7 protein-coding genes and 2 pseudogenes are annotated in these 6,438 nt (G+C 72.2%); 4 read left to right on the forward strand and 5 right to left on the reverse strand.

Going from position 1 to position 6,438, the window contains the following annotated elements; translation table 11 throughout:
* Window positions 1-72 precede the first annotated feature (72 nt).
* From ACFFNX_RS38360 to ACFFNX_RS38370, 3 genes and pseudogenes are all read right to left on the reverse strand, one after another.
* On the reverse strand, window positions 73-348 hold the full coding sequence (locus ACFFNX_RS38360; protein ID WP_378211021.1) for an ABC transporter permease: 276 nt from the start codon (window positions 346-348) through the stop codon (window positions 73-75).
* Window positions 234-1,283: an ABC transporter permease gene (locus ACFFNX_RS38365; protein ID WP_378211015.1), complete on the reverse strand. Its 1,050-nt coding sequence runs from the start codon at window positions 1,281-1,283 to the stop codon at window positions 234-236. The genes ACFFNX_RS38360 and ACFFNX_RS38365 overlap by 115 nt, the downstream gene beginning before the upstream one ends.
* Window positions 1,280-1,549, reverse strand: a pseudogene (locus tag ACFFNX_RS38370) (ATP-binding cassette domain-containing protein); the annotation flags it as partial. The gene ACFFNX_RS38365 and the pseudogene ACFFNX_RS38370, both read right to left, overlap by 4 nt.
* A gap of 30 nt (window positions 1,550-1,579) precedes the next feature.
* On the opposite strand from ACFFNX_RS38370, the gene ACFFNX_RS38375 reads away from it, so the two are divergent.
* Window positions 1,580-2,407 carry a sensor histidine kinase gene (locus ACFFNX_RS38375; protein ID WP_378211016.1) on the forward strand — a complete coding sequence of 276 codons (828 nt, stop codon included), beginning with the start codon at window positions 1,580-1,582 and terminating at the stop codon, window positions 2,405-2,407.
* 58 nt (window positions 2,408-2,465) lie between these two features.
* Here the strand turns inward: ACFFNX_RS38375 and ACFFNX_RS38380 are convergent, their stop codons facing one another.
* A complete protein-coding gene (locus ACFFNX_RS38380) occupies window positions 2,466-3,377 on the reverse strand; it encodes an alpha/beta hydrolase (protein WP_378211017.1) in 912 nt (303 codons plus the stop codon).
* 226 nt (window positions 3,378-3,603) lie between these two features.
* On the opposite strand from ACFFNX_RS38380, the pseudogene ACFFNX_RS38385 reads away from it, so the two are divergent.
* From ACFFNX_RS38385 to ACFFNX_RS38395, 3 genes and pseudogenes are all read left to right on the forward strand, one after another.
* A pseudogene (locus tag ACFFNX_RS38385) lies at window positions 3,604-3,915 on the forward strand (SgcJ/EcaC family oxidoreductase); the annotation flags it as partial.
* 66 nt (window positions 3,916-3,981) lie between these two features.
* A complete protein-coding gene (locus ACFFNX_RS38390) occupies window positions 3,982-4,347 on the forward strand; it encodes a YciI family protein (RefSeq protein WP_378211018.1) in 366 nt (121 codons plus the stop codon).
* Window positions 4,331-5,575 carry an RNA polymerase sigma factor gene (locus ACFFNX_RS38395; RefSeq protein WP_378211019.1) on the forward strand — a complete coding sequence of 415 codons (1,245 nt, stop codon included), beginning with the start codon at window positions 4,331-4,333 and terminating at the stop codon, window positions 5,573-5,575. Before ACFFNX_RS38390 ends, ACFFNX_RS38395 begins: the two co-directional genes overlap by 17 nt.
* A 66-nt stretch (window positions 5,576-5,641) precedes the next feature.
* On the opposite strand, the gene ACFFNX_RS38400 is transcribed toward ACFFNX_RS38395, so the two are convergent.
* On the reverse strand, window positions 5,642-6,438 hold a 797-nt coding region (locus ACFFNX_RS38400; RefSeq protein WP_378211020.1), incomplete at its 5' end, for a dihydrolipoamide acetyltransferase family protein.

Below are 6,438 nucleotides of genomic sequence, written 5' to 3' on the forward strand. Positions count from 1 at the left end.
CTGCCCGCCGGGCCGGTGTCCGCGCAGAGCCCGCGCGGACCGAGACGGGCCGTGCGGGAGTAGCCGGTCACGTCAGGCGGTGGTGAGGGCGGCGGTGGGGGACAGCCGGGCCGCGCGGATCGCCGGGTACAGGCCCGCCACCGCGCCGATGAGCAGGGTCGACGCCATCCCGCCGCCGGTCGACCAGGCGGGCACCACGGCCTCCCAGGACTGCGCGGCGGCGTATCCGGTCGTTACGGCGATGCCGATGAGGACCCCGCCCGCGCCGCCGAGGGCCGACAGCAGCAGGGACTCGGCGAGGAACTGCAGCAGGATGTGGCGGCGGGTCGCGCCCAGGGAGCGGCGCAGCCCGATCTCCGCCCGGCGTTCCAGCACCGAGATGACCATGGATTGGCCACGCCGACCCCGCCGGCCAGGAGGGCCACCGCGCCGAGCCCCAGCAGCAGGCCGGTGAAGGCGCGGTCGGTCGCCTGGCGCGCGGCCAGCGTGTCCGACGGGCGGGACACCTTCACCTCGTTGGGCGCCGCCGGGTTCGCCGTTGCCGCGAGGACCGCCTGCACGGCCTCGACGGCGGAGTCCCTCGTACGGGTGTAGACGGTCGTCGGATGTCGGTCGAACCCGAGGTAGGTCGTGGCGGCGGACCATCCGACGAGCGCCGCGGTGTCCAGTTCGGGGGCGAGCGGCACCGGGGCGAGGATGCCGACGACGGTGAACCACCGGCCGCCCAGGTAGACCTGGACGCCCGAGCCCACCGCGTCGATGCCGAGCCGGCGGGCCGTCGTGGTGCCGAGGACGATCGCCGGGTACCGCGCGGTGGCCGCGTTGAGCCAGACCCCGTCCGCCAGGGTCGCGCGGAGGGCGCGCGGAAGGTCCAGGGCGGCCGCCTGAACGGCGAGGCCGCCGCTCTCCTCGGCGGGGATCCGGTCGCTGCGGTACACCTTGGCGTCCGGGACCGTGCCGGTGGCGCTGGCCTGCTGGACCGGCCCGATGCGGCGGATCATCGCGACGGACTCGGTGGGGAGCGTGGCCGTGCCGCCGGTCAGGGTGTCGCCGGGCGCGACGGTCAGCAGGTTCGTGCCGAGCGCCGCGAGCCGGCGGTTCAGGTCGGCGCGGCTGGACGACGAGATGCCGACCACGGAGATCATCGCAACGATGCCGATCGCGATGCCCAGCGCCGACAGGAACACCCGTACGCGCCGGGTCCGCAGGCCGGCTCCGCCGACGCGCAGCACGTCACCGGCTCGCAGCCGCGAGGCCGGCGGCCCAGAGGACGCCTCGGTCATGGGCCCACCACCTCGCCGTCGCGCATGGACACCTGCCGGGGCGGGCCCGCCGCGATGTCACGGTCGTGGGTGATGACGACGACGGTCGTGCCCGCGGAGTGCAGGTCACGCAGGATCTCCAGCACTCCGGCGCTGGACGCCGTGTCGAGGCTGCCGGTCGGTTCGTCGGCCAGCAGCAGGGCCGGTTCGCCGACGACGGCGCGGGCGATGGCCACCCGTTGCCGTTCGCCGCCGGACAGCTCGTGGGGGAGATGGCCGAGCCGGTCGTCGGCCGGCTGCTCCAGCCCCTGGGCCGGATGACCGAGACGGCCCGCCGGATCGCCGACGCGCCGGCGGCCGACCGTGGTCTGCACGAACGCATCGGGCTGTCCGGGCCACAGGACGAGCTCAAACGGCTCGCCGACACCTTCGACCTCATGCTGGAACGCCTCGGCCGGTCCTTCGACGGGCAGCGCCGGTTCATCGCGAGCGCGTCACACGAGCTGCGCACCCCGCTCACGCTCAACCGGGCCCTGGTGGAGGTCGCGGTCCACCGCCGCGCCGCGCCCCCGGAGGTACGTCAGCTCGGGGAGACACTGCTGGAGATCAACGCCCGTCACGAGCGCCTCATCGACGGCCTGCTCATGCTGGCGCGTTCCGAGCCCGAGGTGACCGAACGCTCCTACGTCGACCTGGCGGACGTCGTCGAGCACGCGATCTCCCAGATCGCACCCGGAGCGGTCGCGATCCAGGCCGAGCCCGGCGAGGCGCCGACCATCGGCGATCCGGTCCTGCTCGAACGGCTCGTGCAGAACCTCGTGGAGAACGGCGTACGCCACAACGTCCCTGACGGCGGCTGGGTGCGCGTCACCAGCGGCACCCTGCCGGACGGCTCGGCCCAGGTCGTGGTGAGCAACACCGGGCCGGTCGTCCGGCCGTACGAGGTGCCGCTCCTGTTCGAGCCGTTCCGCCGTCTCCGCGCGGAGCGGCTCTCCGCCACCGTGCCCGGTGCGGGGCTCGGCCTGTCGATCGTCCGGTCGGTCGCCCGCGCACACGGCGGTGACGTACGGGCCGAACCCTGGGAGGAAGGCGGCCTCGACGTCACCGTGGTCCTGCCCGGCCCGGAGCGGATCAGCCGGACCTAGGAGGAGTGCTGGCGGCAGCACCTTGGCCCGCGGGCCGCCGGCCCTCCTCCGGGGCCGGTTATTCTCCTACGCCGAGCCCGAGCTTGGGACGGGCCCAGGCGGCCAAGCGGTTGATGGCGTCGTCGGGCTCCGGCGCGAGGCCCGCAGCCATCTGGAAGCTGTGCTGCTGGCCGGGGAACTCGTCGAGCTGGACGTCGATCCCGGCCTGCTCGGCGTGCTTGGCGAGCATGCGGCTGTCGTCAAGCAGCAGCTCCTGATCGCCCACCTGGATGTACATGGGCCCGAAGCCGGTGAGGTCGGCGTGCAGCGGTGACGCGTCCGGGTCGCGGGGATCGCAGCCGTTGAGGAACGCTGCGGCCATGTCCTTGATCCACTGCTTGCTGAACAGCGCGTCGTTGCCCTCGTTGTAGTCCATTGACTCGCCGATCACCTCCAGGTCCGTCCACGGTGAGATCAGCATCGCCGCGGCCGGCAGCGGCAGGGCTTCGTTGCGTGCGCGCAGCTGGACGGTCACCGATAGCTGACCACCCGCCGAGTCCCCGGCGAACATGATCCGCCCCGCCGGGACGCCCTGGTCGAGCAGCCACCGGTATGCGGTCAGGCCCTCGACGACCGGCTGGGGGAAGACCCCGCCCTGGAACACCAGCGTGTAATCGATCACCAGCGCGCGGGCGCCGATCGCCTTGGCCAGGTGCGCGAACATCTTCCGGTGCGTGAACATCGACCCGCTGACGTACCCGCCGCCGTGGAAGCACAGCAGCACCGGGCAGTCCTGGGCGGTCCCGTGCGGCACCGCCCAGAGCGCCGGCACCCCGTCGGCGTCCACCTCCAGGTAGTCGACGCCACGCGGCTCCCCGGTCAGCAGGTCCCACTGGGTGTTCGTCACCAGGTCGTCGGGCTGGGGGTTCATCGTCGACCGCCGGACCGTCGCCCAGTAGCGGTCCACCCGCAGGGATTCCTTGCTTGCCATCGTTCGTCGTTCCTTCCGTTGTGCGCAGCCCTGTCGGGCTCTCGACTGGTCGTCGCGGGACGGTCCGCGATTTGGACGGCTCGCCCTGTCCGAATCCGGCTGGGCGCTGCGTCGAGTAGGTGAGAGCAGCTGACCAGGAAGGCAAGTGATGTGTTCTGAGCACGCGCACGAGTCCGTGCGAGCCACGTTCGAGGCGATGTCCGAGGCGTAGGCCAGGCAGGACGCTGTACAGTTCGCGGCCTGCTACGCCGACGACGCGACCGTGATCGGACCAGGGATCTACCTGCGGGGCAGGGACGACATCAGCCGGAGCATGGCCGCCGCCTTCGCGGGACCGCTGAAGGACTCGTTGCGGCCGCATTCAGCACAGGTCGTGCGCTTCCTGCCCGGCGACACCGCGATCGTGGTGACCGAGAGCGCGACCGTTCTTCCTGGCGAGGCCGCGGCTCCGCCCGACCGGCGGCACGTGGTGACTTGGCTCCTGACCTGCTATGACGACCGGTGGCTGGTCGAGGCCAATCACATCTGCCAGGCGTGACCGATGATTCCGGCCGCCCGCCCGTGTCTACATGACAAAGGGGACGGCCGACCTGGGGGAGGATCGATGCCACGGTACTTGGTGCTGTTGTACTCGCCGGAGGGCGACGAGGCGACGGAACGGCGGCGGTGGGCGCAACTGCCACTGTGGCAGGAACTCACCGACGGCCTGCGTGATGCCGGTCTGCTGGTGGCCAACGGCGCGCTGCACCGGACGGACACCGCGACGACCGTCCGGGTGCGGGATGACGAGGTCGAGATGACCGACGGACCGTTCGCCATCACCAAGGAAGTGCTCGCCGGCTTCTATGTGCTGGACTGCGACGGCCTCGACGAGGTGCTGCGGCACGCCGCGCGGTTCCCGACCGCTCGGTACGGCTCGGTGGAAGTCCGTCCGATCATGGAGCCGACCGGCGATGACCCGCTCGGCTGAGGTGGCGGCGCAGGTGTTCCGCGAGGAGCGGGAGATCGTGCTGGCGACGCTGATCAGGCAGGCAGGCGACTTCCAGTTGGCCGAGGACGCGCTGCAAGACGCGTTCGAGGCCGCCCTCGCGGCCTGGCCCCGGGACGGCATACCGCGGAATCCGGCCGCCTGGATCAACGTCACCGCCCGCCGGCGGGCCATCGACCGGCTGCGCCGGAACCGCACGGTGGCCGACCGTGCGGCCCGGCTCGCCGAGCTGATCAGGCTGGACCAGCAGGAACATCCGGCTACCAGCGAGGCAAGCATGATCGTCGATGACCGGCTGCGGCTCATCTTCACCTGCTGCCACCCGGCGCTCGACCCATCGGCCCAGGTGGCCCTGACGCTGCGCACGCTGGGCGGGCTCACCACGGCCGAGATCGCCCACGCGTTCCTGGTCGCCGAGCCGACGATGGGCAAGCGGATCACCCGCGCCAAAAGCAAGATCGCCAACGCGCACATCCGGTACCAGATACCGGCCGACGACGAACTGCCCGCCAGGCTGCGTGGCGTGCTCCGCGTCGTGTACCTGATCTTCAACGAGGGGTATTCGGCCAGCGCTGGGGACCAGCTGACCAGGGGCGAGCTGTGCGGCGAGGCGATCCGCCTGGGACGGCTGCTCGTCGATCTGATGCCTGACGAGGCCGAGGCGTGGGGGCTGCTGGCCCTGATGCTCCTGCACGACGCCCGTCGGGGCGCCCGTACGGTTTCGGGCGGATACGTGGCGCTTGCCGACCAGGACCGTTCGCTGTGGGACCATGCGCAGATCGCCGGCGGGCTGCGCGCGCTGGAGAAGGCGGTACGGTTCCGGAGGCCCGGCCAGTACCAGCTGCAAGCCGCGATCACCGCCCTGCACATCCAGGCCGCCGACCCGGACGCCACCGACTGGGAGCAGATCGCCGATCTGTACGGTGCACTCGGCCGGCTCAGCCCGTCAGCCGTGGTAACGGTCAACCACGCGGCGGCCATCGGGTTCGCCGAAGGGCCACGGGCCGGTCTCGACCTGCTCGGGCCGCTGCTGGCCGACCCGGCGCTCCAGCGGTACCAGCCGCTGCACGCCACGCACGCCGACCTGCTCAACCGGGCCGGCGACCGAGCGGCCGCGGCGGATGCGTATCGGCGGGCCATATCGCTCACCCAGAATGCCGTCGAGCGAGCCGAACTGGAGCGACGGCTGGTCGCCCTGGCGGCACGTTGAGGCATACGCCGTGCGAGGACGCGGAGGCGACAATCCGGGTCAGTTCAGGCCACACGAGCGCCTGCCCTAGGCGTGGGCGAGCAGGACCGCGGGGTTCTCCACGCAGTCGGCCACGTAGCGCAGGAACCCCCCGGCGGCGCCCCCGTCGCAGACCCGGTGGTCGAAGGTGAGGGACAGTTGGGCGACCTTGCGCGCCATGACCGTGCCGTCGACCACCCAGGACCGGTCGATGATGCGGCCGACGCCCAGGAGCGCGGCCTCCGGATGGTTGATGATCGGGGTGGACCCGTCGACGCCGAAGACCCCGTAGTTGTTGAGCGTGAACGTCCCTCCGGTCAGGTCTCCGGGCGGGAGCCTCCCCGAGCGGGCCAGGCCGGTGAGCCGGGTCAGCTCCGCGGCGAGCCGCGCGGTCGTCATCAGGTGCGCGTCCCGGACCACCGGCACGACCAGACCGCGGTCGGTCTGTGCGGCGAAGCCGAGGTTGATGTGGCCGTGCCGGACGATCTCGGCGCGGTCGGTGTCGACGGAGGAGTTCAGCTCGGGATACCGGGTCAGGCCGTCCACGCAGATGCGGGCCAGCAGGGCGAGCAGCCCGATCCCGAGGTCGGGGCGGACCCGTCCGAGCGCGTTCTTCGCGTCGAGCAGGCCGGTGGCGTCCACGTCCACCCACGTCGTGGCGTCGGGGATCTCGCGGCGGCTGCGGCTCAGCTTGTCGGCCACCGTCCGGCGCAGCCCGCGCAGCGGGATGCGCTCGTCCCTGAGCGTCCTCGCCGGTGCGGCGGGGGACTCCCCGGGCGTCGGCCGGGCGGCCGCGATGGCCTGCTCGACGTCGCGGCGGAGGATCCCTCCGTGCGGCCATGCCG

It is taken from the genome of Actinoallomurus acaciae, assembly GCF_042429965.1.
Classification (GTDB): Bacteria; Actinomycetota; Actinomycetes; order Streptosporangiales; family Streptosporangiaceae; genus Actinoallomurus; species Actinoallomurus acaciae.

Bases quoted from the DNA above. Each gene is read 5' to 3' on its own strand.
- ACFFNX_RS38365 (WP_378211015.1), bottom strand. From the start codon at position 1,283: ATGACCGAGGCGTCCTCTGGGCCGCCGGCCTCGCGGCTGCGAGCCGGT.
- ACFFNX_RS38375 (WP_378211016.1), top strand. From the start codon at position 1,580: ATGACCGAGACGGCCCGCCGGATCGCCGACGCGCCGGCGGCCGACCGT.
- ACFFNX_RS38380 (WP_378211017.1), bottom strand. From the start codon at position 3,377: ATGGCAAGCAAGGAATCCCTGCGGGTGGACCGCTACTGGGCGACGGTC.
- ACFFNX_RS38390 (WP_378211018.1), top strand. From the start codon at position 3,982: ATGCCACGGTACTTGGTGCTGTTGTACTCGCCGGAGGGCGACGAGGCG.
- ACFFNX_RS38395 (WP_378211019.1), top strand. From the start codon at position 4,331: ATGACCCGCTCGGCTGAGGTGGCGGCGCAGGTGTTCCGCGAGGAGCGG.